Source organism: Streptomyces sp. Edi4, from assembly GCF_040253615.1.
GTDB lineage: Bacteria > Actinomycetota > Actinomycetes > Streptomycetales > Streptomycetaceae > Streptomyces.
The window spans coordinates 6,492,200-6,511,069 of record NZ_JBEJGY010000004.1; the positions used below are offsets into that span (position 1 = coordinate 6,492,200).

General features: G+C 72.1%; 15 protein-coding genes. 8 read left to right on the forward strand and 7 right to left on the reverse strand.

Features of this window, described 5'->3' with window-relative positions; genetic code table 11:
* The first annotated feature begins 39 nt into the window (after window positions 1–39).
* Window positions 40–594 (forward strand): DUF1707 and FHA domain-containing protein, encoded by a 555-nt coding sequence (locus tag ABR738_RS31235; protein WP_350233282.1) that lies wholly within the window; start codon window positions 40–42, stop codon window positions 592–594.
* Window positions 595–613: 19 nt separating this feature from the next.
* Here the strand turns inward: ABR738_RS31235 and lpdA are convergent, their stop codons facing one another.
* Window positions 614–2,023, reverse strand: coding sequence for a dihydrolipoyl dehydrogenase (gene lpdA / locus ABR738_RS31240; protein WP_350233283.1), 1,410 nt, complete (start codon window positions 2,021–2,023; stop codon window positions 614–616).
* Window positions 2,024–2,246: 223 nt separating this feature from the next.
* Here lpdA and ABR738_RS31245 point away from each other — a divergent pair, with 223 nt between their 5' ends.
* Window positions 2,247–3,179: a LysR family transcriptional regulator gene (locus tag ABR738_RS31245; protein ID WP_350234818.1), complete on the forward strand. Its 933-nt coding sequence runs from the start codon at window positions 2,247–2,249 to the stop codon at window positions 3,177–3,179.
* A gap of 31 nt (window positions 3,180–3,210) precedes the next feature.
* Here the strand turns inward: ABR738_RS31245 and treY are convergent, their stop codons facing one another.
* Window positions 3,211–5,538 carry a malto-oligosyltrehalose synthase gene (gene treY / locus ABR738_RS31250; protein ID WP_350233284.1) on the reverse strand — a complete coding sequence of 776 codons (2,328 nt, stop codon included), beginning with the start codon at window positions 5,536–5,538 and terminating at the stop codon, window positions 3,211–3,213.
* An 81-nt stretch (window positions 5,539–5,619) separates the two neighbouring features.
* Between treY and ABR738_RS31255 the strand changes: the two genes are divergently transcribed.
* Window positions 5,620–6,888: an MFS transporter gene (locus tag ABR738_RS31255; protein ID WP_350233285.1), complete on the forward strand. Its 1,269-nt coding sequence runs from the start codon at window positions 5,620–5,622 to the stop codon at window positions 6,886–6,888.
* Between the two features lie 173 nt (window positions 6,889–7,061).
* Here the strand turns inward: ABR738_RS31255 and ABR738_RS31260 are convergent, their stop codons facing one another.
* On the reverse strand, window positions 7,062–8,285 hold the full coding sequence (locus tag ABR738_RS31260; protein ID WP_350228404.1) for an IS4 family transposase: 1,224 nt from the start codon (window positions 8,283–8,285) through the stop codon (window positions 7,062–7,064).
* Window positions 8,286–8,382: 97 nt separating this feature from the next.
* The gene (gene glgX, locus ABR738_RS31265) at window positions 8,383–10,512 is read right to left on the reverse strand and encodes a glycogen debranching protein GlgX (protein WP_350233286.1); all 2,130 of its coding nucleotides are present in this window, start codon (window positions 10,510–10,512) and stop codon (window positions 8,383–8,385) included.
* Between the two features lie 344 nt (window positions 10,513–10,856).
* On the opposite strand from glgX, the gene ABR738_RS31270 reads away from it, so the two are divergent.
* The gene (locus tag ABR738_RS31270; RefSeq protein ID WP_350233287.1) at window positions 10,857–12,092 is read left to right on the forward strand and encodes a DUF5919 domain-containing protein; all 1,236 of its coding nucleotides are present in this window, start codon (window positions 10,857–10,859) and stop codon (window positions 12,090–12,092) included.
* Between the two features lie 235 nt (window positions 12,093–12,327).
* Window positions 12,328–13,056, forward strand: coding sequence for an exonuclease domain-containing protein (locus ABR738_RS31275; protein ID WP_350233288.1), 729 nt, complete (start codon window positions 12,328–12,330; stop codon window positions 13,054–13,056).
* 146 nt (window positions 13,057–13,202) lie between these two features.
* Here ABR738_RS31275 and ABR738_RS31280 read toward each other — a convergent pair whose 3' ends face one another.
* Window positions 13,203–14,111: a phosphotransferase enzyme family protein gene (locus ABR738_RS31280; RefSeq protein ID WP_350233289.1), complete on the reverse strand. Its 909-nt coding sequence runs from the start codon at window positions 14,109–14,111 to the stop codon at window positions 13,203–13,205.
* Between the two features lie 488 nt (window positions 14,112–14,599).
* Here ABR738_RS31280 and ABR738_RS31285 point away from each other — a divergent pair, with 488 nt between their 5' ends.
* Window positions 14,600–15,805: a S8 family peptidase gene (locus tag ABR738_RS31285; RefSeq protein WP_350233290.1), complete on the forward strand. Its 1,206-nt coding sequence runs from the start codon at window positions 14,600–14,602 to the stop codon at window positions 15,803–15,805.
* A gap of 78 nt (window positions 15,806–15,883) precedes the next feature.
* Window positions 15,884–16,441, forward strand: coding sequence for a DUF1697 domain-containing protein (locus ABR738_RS31290; protein ID WP_350233291.1), 558 nt, complete (start codon window positions 15,884–15,886; stop codon window positions 16,439–16,441).
* Between the two features lie 25 nt (window positions 16,442–16,466).
* Here the strand turns inward: ABR738_RS31290 and ABR738_RS31295 are convergent, their stop codons facing one another.
* The gene (locus tag ABR738_RS31295; RefSeq protein ID WP_350233292.1) at window positions 16,467–17,318 is read right to left on the reverse strand and encodes an aldo/keto reductase; all 852 of its coding nucleotides are present in this window, start codon (window positions 17,316–17,318) and stop codon (window positions 16,467–16,469) included.
* 183 nt (window positions 17,319–17,501) lie between these two features.
* Between ABR738_RS31295 and ABR738_RS31300 the strand changes: the two genes are divergently transcribed.
* A complete protein-coding gene (locus ABR738_RS31300) occupies window positions 17,502–18,134 on the forward strand; it encodes a mycothiol-dependent nitroreductase Rv2466c family protein (protein ID WP_350233293.1) in 633 nt (210 codons plus the stop codon).
* On the opposite strand, the gene ABR738_RS31305 is transcribed toward ABR738_RS31300, so the two are convergent.
* Window positions 18,097–18,870 carry a sirohydrochlorin chelatase gene (locus tag ABR738_RS31305; RefSeq protein ID WP_350233294.1) on the reverse strand — a complete coding sequence of 258 codons (774 nt, stop codon included), beginning with the start codon at window positions 18,868–18,870 and terminating at the stop codon, window positions 18,097–18,099. The genes ABR738_RS31300 and ABR738_RS31305 overlap by 38 nt on opposite strands.

Below are 18,870 nucleotides of genomic sequence, written 5' to 3' on the forward strand. Positions count from 1 at the left end.
GCTGGACACGTCCGGCCCCGCCGACGGACAATCGGTGGCGTGACGCCCTCCTTCGAATTCCGGACCTCTTCGGCGCCCGCGCGGCTCTCCGACGCCGAACGCGACCGGGTGCTGGACGTGCTGCGCGAGGGCGCCGCCGAGGGCAAGCTGTCGCACGACACCTTCCTGCGGCGCATGGAGATCGCCCTCGTCGCCCGCACCCCGGACGAACTGGGCGCCCTCACCGCCGACTTGGAGCGCCGGGGCCGGTGGTCGAAGGCGGTGTTCGGCGCGGTCGGCCGGGTGTCGGGGTTCTCCCTCTCCCTGCGCAGGGCCTGGCAGTGGGAGCGGCTGCCCAAACTGCTCTTCCCCGCGCCGGGCCCCGGGCCGCTGCGGATAGGCCGCGACCCGGCCAACGGGCTGCGCCTGAACCACGAATCGGTCTCGCGGCTGCACGCGGAACTCGTCTTCCAGGCCGGCGGGTGGCACCTGCGCGATCTCGGCTCGACCAACGGGACCTGCGTCAACGGGCGCCGGGTGACCGGAGCGGTGGCCGTGGACCACGGGGACCAGGTGAGCTTCGGACAGGTGGCCTTCCGTCTCGCCACCCACTGAGCCGCGCGGCGCCGGCGGATCACCGCTGGTGCAGACCCCGCCCGGCCAGGCTGAGGAAGGACTCGCCGACGGCCTCCGAGAGCGTCGGGTGGGGGTGGATGTGGCGGGCCACGTCCGAGGGTTCGGCGTCCCAGCCCACGATCAGCTGGCTCTCCGCGATCATCTCGGACACGTTCGGGCCGACGAGATGGACGCCCAGGACCCGCCCTTCGCGCTCGGCGACCACCTTCACCACGCCGCCCTGGCCGTGCACCATGCCCTTCGCCACGGCCGTCAAAGGCATGGTGTTGATCACGACGTCGTGTCCCTGGTGGCGGGCGTCGGCCTCGGTCAGGCCCACCGACGCGGTCTGGGGCGAGGAGTAGGTGACCCGGGGAACCGCCGCGTAGTCGACGGGCGCGCAGGCCACGCCCGCCAGGGTCTCGGCTACCAACAGACCCTCCGCGAAGGAGGCGTGGGCAAGGCCGAGCGAGGGCGGCGGCAGCAGATCGCCCACCACATGGATGCCGGGGACCGAGGTTTCGAGCCGGGACCAGTCGGCCGGTACGACGAACCCCCGCTCGTCGGCGGCCAGTCCGGCCGAGGCCAGGCCGAGCCCGTCGGTCACGGGTACGCGGCCCACCGCGACCAGGAGCCGGTCCGCCTCGACGCGGCGGATCTCACCGGACGCCGTGCGCACCGACGCGCGTACGCCGTCCGCCAGGAGGTCCGCGCCCGTGAAGCGCGCCCCGCACCGCACGTCGATGCCGCGCTTCTTCAGGCCCCGGGTCAAGTGGCGGCTGACGTCGGCGTCTTCGAGCGGGACCAGACGGTCGGCGGCCTCGACCAGGGTCACCTCGGCCCCCATCGACCGGTGGAAGGAGGCGTACTCGACCCCGATCGCGCCGCCGCCCAGGACCAGCACGGACTCGGGGAGACCGGGGGCGAACAGCGCGTCGTCACTGGTGACCACGTGCCGCCCGTCCGCCGCGAGACCCGGCAGCATCCGGGGGCGCGAGCCGGTGGCGAGCACGATGCCGCGCCGGGCGACGACGTCGCCGTAGCCCTCGACGCGCACGCTGCGGCGTCCCGTCAACTGGGCCCTGCCCCGCAGGACTTCGACTCCGGCGTGCGCGAGGTGACCCTCCACGCCCTTGTGGTTGCGGCTGACGATGTCGTCCCGGGTCGCCACGAGCGCCTGCCAGTCGATGGAGTCCACGTGCGCCTTGACCCCCCAGCGCTCGCGCGCCTCGGCTATCGCGTCGACGAGCTCCGCCGCGTGCAGCATCGCCTTGCTGGGGACGCAGCCCCGGTGCAGACAGGTGCCGCCGACCTTGTCGCGCTCGGCCAGTACGACCTCCAGGCCGAGGGCGGCGGCCCGCAGAGCGGTGGAGTATCCGCCGGTGCCGCCACCGATCACGATCACATCGGCGACACGGGCTGCGGTCATGGGTTCGGTCATCACAGGGGTCCGGTTCTCCGTCAGGGGCCGGTCAGGGGCCCAACCAGAAGCTGGGCCCCATGCGGGCTCAGCCACCGGTCAAGCGTGTGCCCCCGAGCCGCCATGAGTCCAAGGAAAAGTTTCTGTCCGAGCGATGCATCATGCTTATGGCAGGGCGGGCACGGCGCGCGTGGCCGACGGCACGAGGGGGCACGGCGTGAGCCTGCGGCAGATGGAGTACTTCGTCACGGTCGTCGAGGAGACGTCGTTCACGCGCGCGGCGGAACTGCTGCACGTCACCCAGCCCGCGCTGTCGCACCAGGTCAAGGCGTTGGAGAAGTCCGTCGGTGGTGAGCTCCTTGAGCGGCTGCCGCGCGGTGTGCGGCTCACCCCCATGGGGCGCGCCTTCCTGCCGCACGCGCGGCTCGCGGTGCGCAGCGCCGTCCAGGCCCAGCACGCCGCCCGTGCGGCGGCCGGCGCCGAGGGCGGCGAACTGCACATCGCGTGCGTGCACTCGGTGGCCGTCGGTGTGCTGCCCGAGACCTTCGCCCGTTGGCGGCGTGCCCACCCCGGCGTCCAGCTGCTGCTGCACGAGTACGCCGGCACCGACGCGCTGGAGGAGGCCGTCGCACGCGGCGCCGCCGATCTCGCGGTGGGTCCCCCGCCGAGCCACTGGGAGGGGCCCGTCGTGCCCGTCGGCGAGGAGGAGATCGCGCTCGTCGTCGCCCTCGACGACCCCCTGGCCGACCGCACCTCGGTACGTCTCGAAGAGCTCGCCGACCACGCCTGGGTGCGGTGCGCGATGGAGCCCGTGATCGAGGGCCGGCCCTTTCTCGACCTGGTCTGCGGGCGGGCCGGCTTCACCCCGCGCACCGTCGTGCGCACCGAGCACACCTCGACGGCGGTACGGATGGCGGCCGCGGGCGTCGGTGTGGTCGCCGTGCCCACCCATGTCGTACGCGGCGGAATCGGCGAGGACTGCGTGCTGCTCGCCGTCGAACCCGGCTGGAGGCGGGCCCTGACGGTGTTCTCCCGGGTCGAACTGGCGGGCGCCGCAGCCGCCTTCACCGATCTGCTGCGCGCGTCGACCTCCCGCTGCGCGGGCGGACTCTCACCGGCCGGACCGAACACCGACCGCCCCTGTGACGCCGAGGCCGTCCGCTGACGTCAGGCCGGCCGGCTCCCGGGCCGGCCGCTCAGGCCACCCGCCTGAGCAGGGCCACCGGGCGTCGCGCGAACAGGGCGGCGAGGTCGGCCTCGCCGGTGAAGTGGCGGTCCGAGGCCAGCACGTCCGCCCAGGTGCCGTCGGGCAGGGGCAGGCGGGTGCCGGTCCAGCCGCCCGCGTCGGCCAGGCGCAGCGAGAGCCGGGTCACGGCCGTCACCACCTCGCCCGAGCGGCAGAACGCCACACAGTGCTCGGCACGCGGGCCGCGTGCGCGCAGCGCCGCGTAGGTCGACGACGCGCCGAACGCCCCGGGCAGTTCGCGGCGCAGCCGCAGCGCGGCCAGGGTCACCGCGAGCTTGTCGCCCGGCTCGGCCAGGGCCGCCGGATCGAAGGGCACCGGACGCCGGTTGTCCGGGTCCACCAGCGCCGCGTACTCGGCCTCGGTGCCCTGGTAGAGGTCCGGCACGCCCGGCATCGTCAGATGAAGCAGCGCCGCGCCCAGGCTGTTGGCCCGCGCCGCTTCGGCCGTCGTCTTCGCGAACTCCCGCACCGCCTCGCTGAGTTCGCCCCCCGGCCCCGACTCCACGAAGGCGTTCACGGCGTCCTCGTAAGCGGCGTCCTGCTCCGTCCACGTCGTGCGCAGGGCGGCCTCGCGCGCCGACTTCAGCAGCGCCGCGCCGATCCGTTCCCTCTCGGGCGCCCCGCCGAGCCCGACCGACGTCTGCCACGCGATCCAGGCGAGGTGCGCGTCGGGCGCCGGCGCTCCCGCGACCCGCTCCAGGAGCGCCGCCCACCGCCGGGGGTGCTCGGACAGCACCGCGATCCTGGCCCGCACCTCCGCGCTGCGCTTGGTGTCGTGCGTGGACAGCACGGTGGCGGTGCCGGGCCAGTCTCGGGCCAGATGGGAGCAGAAGGCGTGGAACTCGTCCGGGGTCACCGAGGGCCGCGCCGGGTCGCCGCCCACCTCGTTGACCGACAGCAGGGGCGTGTACCGGTAGAAGGCCTTGTCCTCGACGGACTTGGCGTGGAGCGCCGATGAGGTCTGCGCGAAGCGGGCGCGGAAGTGCTCGTGCTCGGGGCCCTCGCCCAGCAGGCCGAGCGCCAGGTCCCGCACCACGTCCACCGCCGCCGACTCCTCGGCCACCGAGAACACCGCTTTGGCCTCCTCGGCGGCCGACTCGCTCAGCACCACTTCCGCCCCGGTCCGGTAGGGCCGGTAGACCGGGACGCGGACCAGGAGTTCGCGCAGGGCGAGCCGCAGCGCCCAAGGAGCGTGATCGCGCGTCGACGGGCCACCAGCCGCGCAGATCCGCGTGGCCACCCGCACCAGGTGTTCGGTCTCGGCGGCCAGTTCGTGGGTCAGCACGCGGTACGCGGCGCGCCGCGCCGTCGGTTCCCACCGGCCGCCCAGATCGTCCTCCACACCGGTGAACTGCCGGTACAGCGAACGGAGTTGATCGACGCCCTCCGGGTCGGCGAAGAGGCCGTCGATGTGCCGCAGGGCGTCGTAGCCGGTCGTCCCCGCGACCTGCCACCCCGACGGAAGCCGCTCGTCACCGGTGAGGATCTTCTCGATCACCGTCCAGCGCCCCCGCGTCGCCTCGTGCAGGCGGCGCAGATAGGCCTCGGGGTCCGCGAGGCCGTCCGGGTGGTCCACCCGCAGCCCGTCCACCACTCCGTCCCGTACCAGCTCAAGGATCTTGGCGTGGGTCGCCGCGAAGACGCTCTCGTCCTCCACCCGCAGGCCGATCAGCTCCGAAATGGTGAAGAAGCGACGGTAGTTGAGCTCGGTCCTGGCCAGCCGCCACCAGGCGAGCCGGTACCACTGGGCGTCGAGCAGGTCGGCCAGAGGCAGCTCCGCCGTGCCCTCCCGCAGGGGGAAGCTCGCCTCCCCGTAGCGCAGTACGTCGCCGTCCACCGTCAGGCGGTCCAGTTCCGCGCCCAGTGGCCCGCCGAGGACGGGCAGCAGGACGCGCCCGTCGCCCGCCGCCCAGTCGATGTCGAACCACCGGGCGTACGGCGAGGCGGGGCCGGCGCGCAGCACGTCCCACAGCCGGCGGTTGTGGCGCACGGAGGCGGACATGTGGTTCGGGACGATGTCGAGGATGAGGCCGATCCCCAATTGACGCGCCGCGTCGGCGAGTTGGCGCAAGCCCGCCTCGCCGCCGAGCTCGCGCCGCACCGCGGAGTGGTCGGTCACGTCGTATCCGTGCGTGGAGCCGGGCACGGCCTCAAGGACGGGGGACAGATGAAGGTGGGAGACGCCGAGGCCCGCGAGGTAGGGCAGCGCGGCCTGCGCGGCGGCGAACGGGAACGCGGGCTGGAGCTGGAGCCGGTAAGTCGCAGTGGGCAGGGTCATGCGATCGTACGTACCCCGTTCAGCGCCTTTAGTGCCTTCGGTCCCTGCGTGTGCCCCGGTCGGCGGCGCTAGCTTCGCCTGATGGCCGGATCGCTCGAGACCTACCGCAAGGTGCTCGCCCTGACGGGGCCGGTGCTGCCCGTCCTCTCCTTCCTCGGGCGGCTGCCGACCGCCATGTGCCAGCTCGGCAGTGTGCTCCTGGTCGCCGAGACCAGCGGGAGCCTGGCGACCGCAGGGCTCGCGGGCGGGGCGCTCGCCGCCGGGCAGACCGTGGCGGGCCCCCTGCTCGGACGCGCCGCCGACCGCTACGGACAGCGCCCCGTGGTGCTCACCGCGGCCCTGGCCAACGCCGCCGCCGTGACCGGCCTCGTCCTGGCCGCGCTCGCCCACCTGGCGACCGGCCCCCTGGCCCTGCTCGGCGCCCTGGGCGGCGCGAGCGTGCCTCAGGTCGGCCCGCTCGCCCGCAGCAGGACCGTCGCCCTGGCCCACCGCTCCCGCGCCGACGAGCGGACCGTGGCCGGCGCGCTCTCCTTCGAGGGCACCCTGGACGAGGTGTCGTTCGTGCTCGGTCCCGCCCTCGTGGGGCTCGCCGCCGCGCTCGCCCGGCCTGCCGCCGCCCTGCTGCTGGCCGCCGCGCTGCTCGCCGTCTGCGGCACGGCCTTCGCTCTCCACCCGACGGCGCGCCAGGTGTCCGCCGCCCGGCGCACCAGGGCCGCGCGCACCCGGCTGCCGGGCGCCGTGCACGCCCTGCGCGCCACCATGGCCCTCCAGGGCGCCATGTTCGGCGCCTCGCAGGCCGGCATCACGGCCCTGACCGAAGAGCTCGGCCGCCCCTCACAGACCGGGCTCGTGTACGCGGCCATGGGCGTGATGAGCGCCGCCGCCGGGCTCGCCATGGTCGCCGTGCCCCACCGCCTCGCGCCGCCGGCGCGCTGGCGGATCGCCACCGCGGCGCTGACCGCGCTGTCCGTGCCGCTCCTGTTCGTCACCACCCTGGGTGGTCTGTACGCCGCGGTGATCGTGCTGGGTGTGGCCTATGCGCCGCATCTGATCACCGTGTTCGGGCTGACGGAGCGCCTTGTGCCGGCGGACCGGCTCGCCGAGTCGATGGCGTTCTTGACGAGTGGCGTCGTGGGCGGCCAGGCCCTCGCGCTCGCCCTGTCGGGGCGCCTGGCCCAGGACCACGGCGCCGCCGCCGCGTTCGCCGTCATGGTGGTGGCGGGGGCGCTGTGCGCGGCGCTCTCCTGGTCGGTACGCGGCCTTGGCGCGCGGCGGTTCCCGACGGGCACCGCCGCCGCCGGAGTCGCGCCGGCCCCACCTCAGCCGGTGCACGAGCCCCGGCGGGGCTAGGCCCAATGCCGGTGACTTAGGTTCTGTCGTGCCGGGTGATGGTGACGGTGTCTGGTGCGGGTGGTGTCCCGTTGCGGTGCTCGGTCCGTTTGAGCGGCCAGTTGGACATCTTGCGTTTGATGACTCGGGGGCAGGTCCGGTGGCGGCGTGGAGGCAGCAGGCGTTCGGTGATCTCAGCCAGGGTGCGGGTCAGTGCCCGGGTGAGTCTGCCGGGGGGAAAACGCCGCCTGGGCCGGGACCTGGCGGCGCACGATCCGCAGGGACCGTGTGAAGGAGAGCCGGTCGGGATCAAGGCCCTGGCCGGTGGCGGCCTGGTGCATCAGCTGCCGGACGGCGTGATGCACCAGGAGGAAGCCGTAAATCTCCTGCTCCACGCCCCACGGGTATCTCGAGCGCAGGACGAGCTTCGGGCCGCGCTGATGGGTCTTGATCTCGTCCAGGGTGGTCTCGATCTCCCACCGCTGGGCATAGAGCACGGCCAGCTCCATCGCCGGTGCCTGCTCAGGGTCGAGCAGGGTGGTCAACAGTCGGTAGACGGTGGCCTCGCCGGTGCCGGCAAGGGTGTACTCGATCACCCGGACCACCACCGGGCTGCGGCGACTCCTGCGGTCCGGCTCGGCATGGACCGCGCTGAGGTAAGAGCCATCGGCCAGGACCTGCACCACGGGCAGAGCCGCGCTCTTACGCATCCTCCACAAAAGGTCCGCGCCCGTTGCCCGGGCGGCCTGCCACAACTCGAACCCGTAAAAGCCCCGGTCGGCCAGCAGCAGCATCCCCGCCCGCAGGCGGGGCAACAGCTGCCGGGACAGCACCGGCTCACTCACCGACAACGGACCGACCGCCGCCCCGAACACCCCGTGAGTCCCGCACTCCGCCAGTGCCACAAGCCTGGCCTGCGGGAAAGCACCCGTCCCCCGGCCCGAGCCCGGGCGGCCGAAGAAGCTGTCGTTTTCCGCTGTGTCCGCAAGGTCCAAGGTCGTGCCGTCCACCGCCACCAGACGCCACCGCCGATACCAGGCACCCGCCGTATCCGGCACCGCCACCGGACGGCACACCCGCGCGAACAGCATCCTCAACGGCTCACAACCCAGGCGCCGACGCGCCCGCCCGATCGCGGCAGTCGTCGGCACCCGCCAGGACCGCTCCCGGTTCCCCAGCCCCTCGCCCAGCAGCCGCGCGACCTCTTCATACGGCTGCCCGAAGAACAGACACATCGCCAGCACGAAGTACACAACCACACGTGCGGGCAGCAGCCGACTGCGCTGCTCGCCCCGCCCGGTCTCCGCGATCACCTCGTCGACCAGTTGCCGCGGAAACGCCCGCGTCAGCACCCCGATCGCAATCCGGTCCGACACACGCCCGCCCGCAGACGACTTGACCTGCCCCACCCTCGCCACACCACAACCAACGAGCCCTCGGCATCTAAGTCACCGGCATTGGGGCTAGGCCGTGTCTGCAAAGTCCTGTCTGCCCGGCGCCACTTGAAGACACTCCCTAGGCCGGCCGGCGCAGCACGGTCATGCTGCGGCCGATCAGCGTGATGCGCCCCCCGGCCTCGATCTTCGCGCCCTCGTCCGCCGGCCTCCCCGCCGGCAGCGCGGTGTCCACCACGACCTGCCACTGGAGGCCGTGGTTGACCGGCACCACGAAGCTCAGCGTCTCGGCGCTCGCGTTGAACATCAGCAGGAACGAATCGTCGCTGATCCGCTCGCCGCGCGGCCCCGGCTCGGAGATCGCGTTGCCGTTCAGGAACACCGACAGCGCCTTGGCATTGGCCGACTGCCAGTCCCGGTCCGCCATCTCCTGGCCCTCGGGCGTGAACCAGGCGATGTCGGAGAGCTCGTCGTGCGTGCCCTGCACGGGGCGGCCGTGGAAGAAGCGCCTGCGCCGGAAGACCGGATGGTCCCTGCGCAGCCCCACCATCGCGCGGGTGAACTCCAGGAGCGTGCCCGCGGGGCCGTCGCCGTCGTCGTCCGGATCCGGCCAGTGCACCCAGGACAGCTCGTTGTCCTGGCAGTACGCGTTGTTGTTGCCGCCCTGGCCACGGGCGAACTCGTCGCCGTGGCTGATCATCGGCACGCCCTGCGACAGCATCAGGGTGGCCACGAAGTTCCGCATCTGCCGGGCGCGCAGCTCGGTCACGTCCGCGTCGTCGCTCGGGCCCTCCACGCCGCAGTTCCAGGACCGGTTGTGGCTCTCGCCGTCCCGGTTGCCCTCGCCGTTGGCGTCGTTGTGCTTGTCGTTGTAGGAGACCAGGTCGTTCAGGGTGAAGCCGTCGTGGCAGGTGTGGAAGTTGATGGACGCCAGCGGTCGCCTGCCGTCGTCCTGGTACAGGTCGGACGAGCCGGTCAGGCGGCCCGCGAACTCGGCGAGCGTACGCGGCTCACCGCGCCACAAGTCCCGTACTGTGTCGCGGTACTTGCCGTTCCACTCGGTCCACAACGGCGGGAAGTTGCCCACCTGGTAGCCGCCCTCGCCCACGTCCCACGGCTCCGCGATCAGCTTGACCTGGCTGACCACCGGGTCCTGCTGGACCAGGTCGAAGAACGAGGAGAGCCGGTCCACCTCGTGGAACTGGCGGGCCAGTGTCGCCGCCAGGTCGAAGCGGAAGCCGTCCACATGCATCTCGGTCACCCAGTACCGCAGGGAGTCCATGATCAGTTGCAGGACGTGCGGCGACCTCATCAGGAGGCTGTTGCCGGTGCCGGTGGTGTCCTCGTAATAGCGCGCGTCCTCGGCGAGCCTGTAGTACTGCGCGTTGTCCAGGCCCCGGAAGGAGAGCGTGGGCCCCAGGTGGTTGCCCTCGGCCGTGTGGTTGTAGACGACGTCGAGGATGACCTCGATGCCCGCCTCGTGCAGCGCCCGCACGGCCTGCTTGAACTCCAGGACCTGCTGGCCCCGGTCGCCCCAGGAGGCGTAGGCATTGTGCGGGGCGAAGAAGCCGATGGTGTTGTAGCCCCAGTAGTTGGACATGCCGGCGTCCACCAGGCGGTGGTCGTTGACGAACTGGTGCACCGGCATCAACTCCAGCGCGGTGACGCCCAGTTGAGTGAGGTGGTCGATGATGGCCGGGTGTCCGAGCGCGGCGTAGGTGCCGCGCTGGTCCGGCGGGAGTTCGGGGTGGAGCATGGTGAGGCCCTTGACGTGGGCCTCGTAGAAGACGGTGTGGTGGTAGTCGGTGCGGGGCGGCCGGTCGTCGCCCCAGTCGAAGAAGGGGTTGACCACCACGGAGGCCATGGTGTGCGGCGCCGAATCCATGTCGTTGCGGCTGTCGGGGCGCCCGAAATGGTAGCCGTAGACCGCCTCGTTCCACTCGATCTGACCGCTTATGGCGCGCGCGTAGGGATCGAGCAGCAGTTTCGCCGAGTTGCAGCGATGGCCCCCCTGCGGCTCGTACGGTCCGTGCACCCGAAAGCCGTACCGCTGGCCCGGCAGGACGCCGGGCAGATAGGCATGGCGTACGAACGCGTCGGACTCGCGCAGTTCGACGGCTGTCTCCGAGCCGTCGTCGTGCAGGAGACACAACTCGATCCGACGGGCGGCCTCGGAGAAGACCGCGAAATTCGTCCCGGCGCCGTCGTACGTGGCGCCGAGTGGGTAAGCCTGTCCCGGCCACACCTGCATGGGCAAGACTCTTCCACTTCCACTCGGGGTACTGGGGGGCTGTTCGGCCAGATCCTCCCTGAAAGCCAGATCCTCCCTGAAAAGACGACGGCCACCCAGGACGTCCGCGTGCGCCAATGGGTGACCCGGTGCCGGGCGACGCGGAGCGAGCGTCCGTGAATCCGCTCACCCCGACTGATAGTGCCCACCAGAACAGGCCGTACCCCCCGCCGAGTTGGCAAACTCGACTCGCCATCGGGCTGCACCGCCTCCCGCTCCCGGAGTACCCTTCCTTGATCGTTGCAGGGTGTGCGGGGCGGGCTCGGCCCGCTCGGGTTTGCCGGGGGGCGGAAGGCGGTGCGCGGGTGAGCTCGGGAGGTCTTGAGCTGCCCCCTGGTGACACGGGTCATGAGGGGGAGTCGGGCGACATTCCGCCCGGAGCGGTCTCCCTGGCCCGTCCGATGGAGATCGGGGCCGAGCTGGACTGGGGCGCCGAGGCCTGGAACGAGGTGCGTACGCGCGCGCAGCGGGCCGGGCGCGCCTACATCTGGCTGAACCTGGTGGAGCAGCGGCTGCGCGCCGTGGTGGCGGCCGTGCTCCGGCCGATCTACGAGCCGGTCCACGGTGACGACTGGGTGGTCGCGGCCGCGGGCCCGGCCGGCCAGGAGTGGGTGCAGCGGGCCGTCGCGGTGCGCGAGGTCTCGCGCCGCAAGGGCTATCTGCTCGACCCCGCCGACGACAACGTGCTCAGCTTCCTGACGCTTCCGCAGCTGCGGGAGCTGATGGTGCAGCACTGGCCCTGTTTCGAGCCGTACGTGGACGACCGGCGCGATGTCGAGCTGGCCCTGGACGAGCTGGAAGTGGCGCGCAACGTCGTCTCGCGCAACCGGGCGCTGAACGAGGCGGTGCTGGCCCAGGCGGAGCGCGCGTCGGCCCGGCTCCTGGACGTGCTGGGCGGCGCCGGCGGCGCGCCGGCCGCGCACCGGCTGCCCATCGACGCCGTGGAGGACTTGGTCGGCGACCGGTACGCCGATGTCGTCTCCGTCCACTCCGACCGGGTGCGCCTGCAACGCCAGCTGCCCGCCGAGGACCTGTTCGGGGGTGCCCGGCGGCTGGACGCGATAGGCATCGGCCTGAACCTGCTGGTGCAGAACTACTCGGGCCGGCGCCTGGTGCGCCTGGCCGAGTCGGGCTGCCGCGTGCGGCTGCTCTTCCTGAATCCGGCGAGCAGCGCGGTCAAGCGCCGCGAGCGTGAACTCGGCGTGAGAAAGGGCGAGTTGAGCCGGTCGGTGGAGATGAACATCCTGCACATGCGGCGGGTGCGGGCCCAACTGCGCGACCCGGGCGCCTTCGAGATCCAGGTCTTCGACGAGACGCCCCGGTTCACCGCGTACCTGGTGGACGGGGACGGGCCGGACGGCCTCGCGATCGTGCAGTCGTATCTGCGCCGTGCCCGGGGGATGGAGGCGCCGGTGCTGGTACTGCGCGGGGGTGGCAGGCGGGGTGTGGTGCGGCCGGGCCAGGACGTGGAGCACGGGCTCTTCGAGACGTACCGCGAGGAGTTCGAGTCCTTCTGGGTGGATTCGCGCCCTGTGTCCTGAATTGGCGTGATGCTTGTCCTCGTGATCGGCCCGGCCCTTTTCGGCCGTGCGGCCGATTGTCAGTGGCGCGTGCGAGGCTGGTCGTCAACTGGGGGAAAGCACCACGAAGGAGGGGCAGCACCATGAGCCGGCACCTTGAACCGCTGATCGGACACGCATGGAGGACCACCGGCGCCGGACGGCGTGAGGCGCGCGAGAGGGCCGCGTCCGGCCGCCGCGCACAAGGAGTGCTGTGATGAGCTGGGCCGGCGCGCCGATGGTGGCGTTCGATCTGGAGACCACGGGCACCGACATCGAGACGGACCGCATCGTCACCGCGGCGCTCATCGGTCTCGACGCGGACGGAAGGACGGAGCGGGAGCGCACCTGGCTTGTGGACCCGGGCATACGGATCCCCGCCCAGGCCATAGCGATCCACGGCATCACCACCGAGCACGCCCGCGCCCACGGAGCTCCGAAGGCCGCCGTGATCACGGAGATCACGCGGGCCATCTGCGAAGTCCTGGACGCCGGGACGGCGTTGGTGGTCATGAACGCGCGGTACGACCTGTCCCTTCTGGACCGCGAGTGCCGGCGCATCGGCGTGGCCCCGCTCACCGAGCGGCTGAGGGCCACGCCGTCTCCCGTCATCGATCCGCTGGTGCTCGACAAGCACGCGGACCCCTACCGCAAGGGCCGGCGCACCCTTCAGGCGCTCTGCGCCCACTACGGGGTGGCCCTGGAGGAGGCGCACGACGCGGCGGCGGACGCGGCGGCCGCGGCCCGGACGGCCCGCCGCCTGGGGGAGACGTACGCCTCCATAGGATCGCTGCCGCTCGCGGATCTGCACGCCCTGCAAGTCCGCGCGGCGGCGGAGCAGGCCGCCTCGCTCCAGCGCTACCTGCGCCGCACGTCGGACGCGACGGCCCACGTCGAACCCGCCTGGCCGGTCGTCCCGTTCGCCGGCGAGCGGATCGGCCGCTGACACGGGTCCTGCCCCGGCGGGCCTGGGTAGGCTCGGCGCCTGATTGATCATGGAATCGCGCTGCCCCGCCACCGCTTGCACGTCGTCCCTTCGACCCCGTTTGACCCCGTCCCTCCGGCCGGGCCGCAGTCATCGTGGTCGCGGTGCTAGAACGGATACCAGCGCACCTCGGGGTCCTCCTCGCGCAGGGAGGTGACGCGGCGGCGGAATTCCTCGCGGGCCTTCGGGTTGGCCGGGGCGTGCTGGGCCACCCAGGCGCAGCTGGCCGTCTCGCGTGCGCCGCGCAGGACCGCGCAGCCCTCCCAGGCGCGGACGTCCCAGCCATAGGCGGCGACGAACGCGTCGTACTGCTCGGCGGGCAGCCCGTAGCGGTCGCGGGACAGGGCCATGACGACCAGGTCGTGCTCGCGGAAGTCGAAGGAGAACGTCTCCAGGTCGACCAGGACCGGCCCCTCGGGCCCGATGTGCACATTGCGGGGGAGGGCGTCGCCATGGATGGGGCCGAGCGGCAGTTGCGGGACGAGCGCCCCGGCGGCGGCCGCGAAACCGTCCCGGCGCGCGCGCAGATAGGACGCGTCGTCGGGGTCGATCGCGTCGCCCGCCAGGCTCAGCCAGCGCTCGACGCCGCCGAGCAGTTCGCGGCGCGGCAGCGGGAAGCTCGGCGCCTCCAAGGCGTGGACGCGGCGCAGCAGTGCGGCCAGGTCCGCGGGCGCGGCCGGGCGTTCGGCGGGTGGCAGTTTGTGCCACACGGTGACCGGGTGGCCCTCGACCAGCCTCGGCTTCGGCTCGGCGGCGCGCACCGCGGGCACCGAGGCCTCGGCGAGCCAGGCGGCGACGGCCACTTCGCGCTCCGCCCGCTCCACCAGCTCCGGGTGGTGCGTGGCATCCCGGCCGACCTTGACGACGAGGCCGTCCGGCCTGGCGTGCGTGCCGGGCAGCGCGAAGACCGCGTTCTCGCCCAGGGCGAGCAGTTCGGCGTCCGCCGCTCCCGGCAGCGCTCCGGGGCCCTCCAGTGCCGCCGCGCCCAGCAGCGCCCGCGCCCGTGCCTCGTCCATGGTCGTCTCCCGGTGGTCGTTCGGATGCCGGCCAAGTCTCGCACCGGCGCGGGTCGCCTGACGAAAGGGCGGCCCCGTCAACACGGTGACGCGGCCCGCTGTGCGTTACCGCCACCCCGCTTTCCAGGAGTACCGCGACGGCGAACAGCACGGATGAACTCGAAAAGCGGCAGGCCCGGGACGGAAATGTGGTTCTCGCTCGCTATCGGCGCCGAGGCGTGCCCGTTTCCGTAATCGCCGTGCTCACAAAGGGAATTGATGGGGCCAAGAAACCGGCGGTCCGCGCCAGATGTCCACCGGCCCTCCATAAAGCCCGAGTTGCCCCCTTGGCGGGCGGTATCGCATTACGAAAGCTTGTTGGGTAAGTCACAGCTGGATGAAGTCCTTGATCTGCGCGCGCCCATCGAGCAGGGTTTCGAACCAGCCCCGGAGGGCCTCCCTCCGGTCGGCGAATCCCCCCACACTCAGTGACGAGGAGACCCCTCTTCATGGCAACTCACAAACGGGCGAGCAGGATCAAGCTCGTCGTGGTGACCACGGCGGCCGTGACGGCGGCCGGAGTGACCGCGCTCAACTCGCCCTTCGCGGGCGCCACTCCGGCCGAGGGCACGGTCTACGGCCTGAACGCCAAGGACGCGGTCGACGGAAGCTACATCGTCCTGCTCGACAAGTCCGCGTCGGCGGACGCCAAGCGCAAGCTGGCCAAGGAGTACGGCGGCGAGCTCAAGCGCGACTACTCCTCCTCGCTCAACGGCTTCTCCGCCGCCGGGCTCTCCGAGACCGAGGCCAAGCGTCTGGCCGCCGACCCCGCCGTCGGCAAGGTCGTACAGAACAAGAAGTTCCACATCGACGAGACCCAGACGAACCCGCCGTCCTGGGGCCTGGACCGGATCGATCAGACCGGCACGGCGGGCGACGGCGCGTACACCTACCCGGCGGCCGCCGGACAGGGCGTCACGGCGTACGTGATCGACACCGGAGTCCGCATATCCCACCAGGACTTCGGCGGCCGGGCCTCCTACGGATTCAACGCCGTCGACAACAATGACAAGGCCGACGACGGCAACGGCCACGGCACGCATGTCGCGGGCACCATCGCGGGCACCGCGCACGGCGTGGCGAAGAAGGCGAAGATCGTCGCGGTGCGGGTGCTGGACGACAACGGCTCCGGCAGCACCGACCAGGTCGTCGCCGGCATCGACTGGGTCACCAAGAACCACCAGGGCCCCTCCGTCGCCAATCTGAGCCTGGGCGGCACCGCCGACCCCGCGCTCGACGAGGCCGTCCAGAAGGCGATCGCCTCCGGTGTCACCTTCGGCGTGGCGGCGGGCAACGAGTCGGCCGACGCGGGCAACAGCTCGCCCTCCCGGGTGAAGGAAGCGATCACCGTCGCCTCCTCCACCAAGGACGACCAGCAGTCCAGCTTCTCCAACTTCGGCTCCGTCGTGGACCTCTACGCCCCCGGCTCGGACATCACGTCCGACTGGAACACCAGCGATACGGCCACCAACACCATCTCCGGCACGTCCATGGCCACCCCGCACGTGGTGGGCGCCGCCGCCGTCTACCTGGCCGGACACAAGGACGCCACCCCCGCCCAGGTGTCCGACGCCCTGACCAAGGGCGCGACGCCGGACAAGATCTCCAACGCGTCCCAGGGCACCCCGAACAGGCTGCTGAAGGTCGTCGGATAGACGTCGTCCGGCAGCGCTGAACGACGGCCTCCGCGCCCGTCCCCCACGGGGCACGGAGGCCGTCCTAGGGTGTGGCCCATGACGACGACGTACGCCGCTCTGCTGCGCGGCATCAATGTGGGCGGCACCAAAAAAGTTCCCATGGCCGAGCTGCGGAAGATCCTCCAGGATCTGGGCCACGGTGCTGTGAAGACGTATCTCAACAGCGGCAACGCCGTCTTCACCAGCGCCTCGCGCGACCAGGACGCGCTCGCCGCCGAGCTGGAGGCCGCCATCGAGCAGCACTTCGGCTTCCCGGTCGCCTGCATGGTGCGCGGCGGGGCCTATCTGCGCTCCGTCCTGGACGCCTGCCCCTTCCCCGCGGAGAAACTGACCGGCAAGCAGCTGCACGCCACGTTCTTCTCGGGGCCGCCCGTCACCGCCGAACGCTTCGCCGCCATCGACCCGGCCGCCTACCTGCCCGAGGAGTTCCGCCTCGGCGACCAGGTGCTCTATCTGTACGCGCCCGGGGGCCTCGGCACCTCGCAGCTCGCGGCCGCCCTGTCGCGGCGGGGCCCCCTCAAGGGGGTCCAGGCGACCTCACGCAACTGGAACACCGTCCAGGCGCTGGTGAAGATGACGGAAGCCGCCGCCTGACCCGCGCCCGCCCGGCGCCGCGCGCTCAGGACGTCTCCAGCTCCTCCAGCTCCGTCAACTCCTCCTCGGACAGGCGGACACGCACGGCATCGAGGTTTTCGTCCAGATGCCGCAGGGAGCCGGTGCCTGGAGTGGGGCACAGGGCGGGGGAGCGGTGCAGGAGCCAGGCCAGGGCGATCTGCCCCCGGGTCGCGCCGTGCCGGTCCGCGATCCGGCCGATGGCCGCCGCCGCGTCCCCGGTCAGGGCGCCGTTGGCCAGCGGGAACCACGGCAGGAACGCGAGAGAGTGCGCCTCGCACAGGGCGAGCACCGCCTGCGATTCCCGGTCCAGGAGGTTGAAGCGGTTCTGCACCGAGGCGATGGTGGTCAGCCCCAGCGCCTGCTCGACCTGGCCGGCGCCGACGCTGTCCAGGCCGATGTGCTCGATCTTGCCGGCCTGCCTCAACTCATCGAGCGCGCCCAGCTGTTCGGCCATGGGCACCTCCGGATCGAGGCGGTGCAGCTGGTACAGGCCGATGGTCTCCGTCCGCAGCTTGCGCAGACTGGCCTCGCACATCTCGCGCAGCCGCTCGGGCCGCCCCTCGATGTGCCAGGCGCTGTCGCTGGTGCGCACGACACCGCCCTTGGTCGCGATCACGAGATCGTCCGGGTAGGGGTGCAGGGCCTCGGCGATCAGCTCCTCGGCCAGGCCGGGGCCGTAATTGTCCGCCGTGTCGATGAGCGTGACGCCGCGCTCCACGGCCCGCCGCAACACGGCCCGTGCCTCCGAGGGGTCGCCGCGCGGGCCCCAGTAGCCGGGGCCGGTGAGCTGTGCGGTGCCAAGGCCCAGGCGCCGCACGCTCCGGAGCCCGCCGAGCAAAAAGGTCTCAACTGTCATGGCGGGACCGTAGCCTGAGCCCCTTCGCGAGGTGGGCCGAGAGGCCGCAGGGGCGGGCGAGCAGGGCGCGGCGGGTCGTCGCTGAGGTGGCCGGTGACGGCGCGGGGGCGGGCGGAAGTGGCCCAGTGATCGCCCGTCGAATTGGCCCAGGAGCGAGGGCCACTCCGGGGCTAGGCTCGTCCCATGACGGTTACGACGAACAGCCCCGCGCAGCGCACCACCATCGACTTCTACTTCGACCCCGCCTGCCCCTTCGTCTGGATCACCTCGCGCTGGATGCTGGAGGTCGAGCGCCTGCGCGACATCGATCTGCGGTTCCGGCCCATGAGCCTGTACTTCCACAATGTGGGCAATGAACTGCCCGACTGGTACCGGGACTTGGTGGACCGGTCGATCGGCCCCGTCCGGGTCGCCGTCGCGGCCGCCGAGGCGCACGGCGAGGACGTGCTGCGCGACCTGTACACCGCGTTCGGCACCCGGATCCACGAGGGCAAGAACCAGGACTTCGACGAGGTGATCGCCCAGTCGCTCGCCGAGCTCGGCCTTCCCGCTGCGCTGGCCGACGCCGCCCACGACCCGGCGTACGACGAGGCGGTGCTGCGCAGCCACAACGCGGGCAAGGACCCGGCGGAGGACGCCTACGTCGGCACCCCGACCATGCACCTCGACGGCAAGGTCTACTTCGGCCCGGTGCTCAACTCGATCCCGCGCGGCGAGCAGGCGGCGCAGCTCTTCGACAGCGTGCGCACCCTGGCGTCGTTCCCCGACTTCTTCGAGCTCAAGCGGGCCCGCACGGGATCGCTGAGCTTCGACTGAGCCGGGACCGGGCCACCCGGTCCCGGGCCCGCGCCTCGTCGTAGCGGAGCAGCAGCAGGTGCGCCAACTCCGGCGCCGCGCCGAGGACTTGGGCCAGGACGTCGGCCTCGGCCGCGCCCCGGGCGATCCGGTCGGGCAGGAAGCCGGGGGCTATGACGTACGGGGCGACGGCCACCCGCCGGACGCCCATGGCCCGCAGTTCCCGTACGGCGTCCTCCGTACGGGGCAGAGCCGCGGAGGCGAACGCAGGCCGCACGGCGCACCAACCGGTGTGCCGCAGCTCCCGCGCGATTTCAGCGATCACTGCGATCGCCTCCGGGTCGGTGGAGCCCGCCGAGGCCAGGACGAGCCCGGTCGAGCTTTTGTCGGCGGGGCCAAGGCCCGCCTCGTGGAGCCGCCGCTCAAGGGTGGCGAGCAGCAGGGGAGAAGGTCCAAGGACGTCCGCGAGGCGGATGTCGAGGTGGGCCGGGGCCCGGCCGAGCACCGCCGGGATGTCGGCCTTGGCGTGGAAGGCGCGGTTCAGCAGGAGGGGGAGGGCCACCACGTCCCGGATGCCGTCGTCGGCGAGCCGTCGCAGGACCTGGGGGACGGACGGCGCGTTGAAGTCCAGGAACCCGGTCTCCACGCGCACCCCGGGCCGCAGCGTCCGCGCCTGGCGCACCAGGGCGTCGACGGTCGCGGCGTGCCGCGGGTCGCGGCTGCCGTGGGCGATGACGAGAAGGACGGGGCGGCGCAC